The 2,511-nt window shown below is 56.8% G+C and carries 1 protein-coding gene and 1 pseudogene; one reads left to right on the top strand and one right to left on the bottom strand.

The genetic code is table 11. The features are described 5' to 3' along the window. A pseudogene (locus tag H6F43_RS22000) lies at window positions 1–182 on the bottom strand (hypothetical protein); the annotation flags it as partial. A 290-nt stretch (window positions 183–472) separates the two neighbouring features. Between H6F43_RS22000 and H6F43_RS18570 the strand changes: the two are divergent. Then, the coding region (locus H6F43_RS18570) for a caspase family protein (RefSeq protein WP_190344230.1) at window positions 473–2,511 on the top strand (2,039 nt) is incomplete at its 3' end.

The following is a 2,511-nucleotide window of genomic DNA, read 5'->3' as shown; positions in this document are numbered from 1 at the left end:
CGCAACTCTTCTTCAGACGGCAGTTCATGGTAATAAAGCATTACATCGCAGTCTGAGTATTCATCGCACAACCCTTCTGCAATTGAGCCTGCAACCATGACCGCTTTCGTTTTTGGGTTAGCGATATACGCGTTGACATTTCGTTGTACTAATTTCAGTAAGTATTGAGTTCTATCAGTCATGGAATGTTGTGAACTGGGTAAACGGATATATCCATAATGACGCACTGAATTTCGCAAGCCAGCTATATTCCGGCAATAAGATTGACCAAGTTCAGGTTGAAGTGCAATGCGATCGCTGGTAGTGATCGTCCGTCATCTCGATCGACAAGCGCGAGTCTGCTCAACCGAGCCAGCGCAACCATATTTGCCCTACCAGGATAAATCTGGAAATTCCTCAAATTATTGACTTTCTCGCTGCCCACAAAGCTGTAACTCTTTGATACGTTGGTAGCTAGCAGCGGGTAGCTTCTATGAAACGACGATCGTTTTTGCAGCGGACGGGATTAGCGTTAGCGGCGTGGAGCGTCAGCGACATTGCGCTGTCTGCCAGTCGCTATCACCGAGTTTTGGCAGACCCAACTCCCCGCAAACTGGCGCTGTTGGTGGGGATTAATCAATACCGTACGGTCCCCCTAAGCGGCTGCATTACCGATGTCGCCCTTCAGCGAGAGCTGCTGATCCATCGATTTGGGTTTCAGCCCAGCGACGTTCTCACCCTAACGGACCAGCAGGCGACCCGCGAGGCGATCGTGGATGCCTTCCTGAACCATCTGGTACAGCAGGCGAAGTCCGACGATGTCGTCGTGTTTCACTTCAGCGGCTACGGAGGACAGGTGGCGCTAGGCGCTACTCCCGATGCCGTGCAGCCGAGCTTAGTAACGATCGAGGATCCCGGTACTGAGGGGCTGGTTGTAGAGGATTTACTAGAAGACACGCTGCTGCTGCTGCTGCGATCGCTGCCGACCAACAAGGTTACGACTGTTCTAGATACGAGCTACGCCTATGCGGGGAAGTCTTTGCAGGGCGCGCTTCGCATCCGTGCTCGTCCGACGCTGCCGATGCAGCCAAGTGCCGCAGAACTGGACCTTCAAGCCGAATTGATGGAGCGGACGCAGAGCGATCGAGACCGTCTGGCGGTGCAGCGGCGATCGGGGCAGCTACCCGGAATTGTGCTCAGCGCGGCTGGAGTAGACCAACTGGCAACCGAGGCGCGGTGGAACGGGTTTACGGCTGGGCTGTTCACCTACGCGCTGACGCAGCAGCTTTGGCAAGCAACACCCGCTACAGTGCTGCGAGTTAGTTTGAGCCGCGTGCGAGAGCAGGTTGCATCCCTCGTGAATTTGGAGCAGTCGCCGCAGCTGAGCGGACAGGGCAGCCGTGAGCGTCCTCTTAAGCCGCTTCATGTGACGCCTAACCTCGGTGCGGCGGCTGGCGCTGTTATTGACATTGAGGACGATAAGACTGTGCGTCTCTGGCTGGGTGGACTGCCGCCCGCCGTGCTAGAGCGGCTCGACGCCAACTCGGTGCTCAGTCTCGTAGACGATGCCGATCGCGTCCTGACCTTGACCTCGCGGGATGGATTGACGGCAAAAGCAAAGCTAGCCGCTGGCGCTGAGGACCCGTCGATCGTTCAAGTGGGGCAGCTTGTACGTGAGCGAGTGCGAGTGCTGCCGCGCAACGTGGGGCTAACGGTGGCATTGGACAGCAGCCTAGAGCGAATCGAGCGAGTAGATGCCATCAGCGCGCTATCGAATGTGCCGCGAGTGACCGCCACGATCGCCAGTGAACAAGCTGCCGACTATCTGTTTAGCAAGCAGCAAACGACTCCACCGACTCAAGTTGCATCCCTGCCGGATGCGCTAACCGAGTTGGGCACTCCCACTTCTACTCAAACCAGCTATGGGCTGTTCTCACTTGGACAAGCGACGATTCCCAACACGATCGGCGAAGGCGGCGAAGCGGTCAAAGTCGCCGTGCGGCGATTGGTTCCTAAGCTGCAAACGCTGCTGGCTGCAAAACTGTTGAGTGTGACTGCGAACGAGGCAGCGTCTGAACTCGCGGTGCAGGCGACTTTAGAACGAGTGGACTTGCCGCAGGTCGTGCTGCAACGGGCAACGATCGCGCTGGGTTCGGAAGCGAGTGGAGCGGAAACGGAGGAACTTGCCAGTCTTCCCATTGGCAGCCGCATCCAGTACCGTGTCGAGAACCGAAGTCCTAATCCGGTTTATTTCTTACTGCTGGAATTTGATAGTAGCGGTACTCTGATTGCTCTGCATCTGCCCCTGACACGATCGACGGAAACACAGAGCGCTCCTATCTCGATCGCGCCGGACACTACCTTGACTGTCCCGCCGCCCTCTGCTGCGTTTGAGTGGATGCTGCGAGGTCCGGTTGGGCTAGCAGAAGCTTTCTTGCTCTGTAGCCGTGCGCCTTTCGCCCAAACCGCGACGGCGTTGGAAGCGGTGTTTCGGACAGTTGGAGATACTCCGGCGCTGCGATCGCTGCCAAA

It is taken from the genome of Leptolyngbya sp. FACHB-36, assembly GCF_014695955.1.
Taxonomy (GTDB): Bacteria; Cyanobacteriota; Cyanobacteriia; order Leptolyngbyales; family Leptolyngbyaceae; genus FACHB-36.
This window is presented reverse-complemented; position numbering and strand designations above follow the sequence as displayed.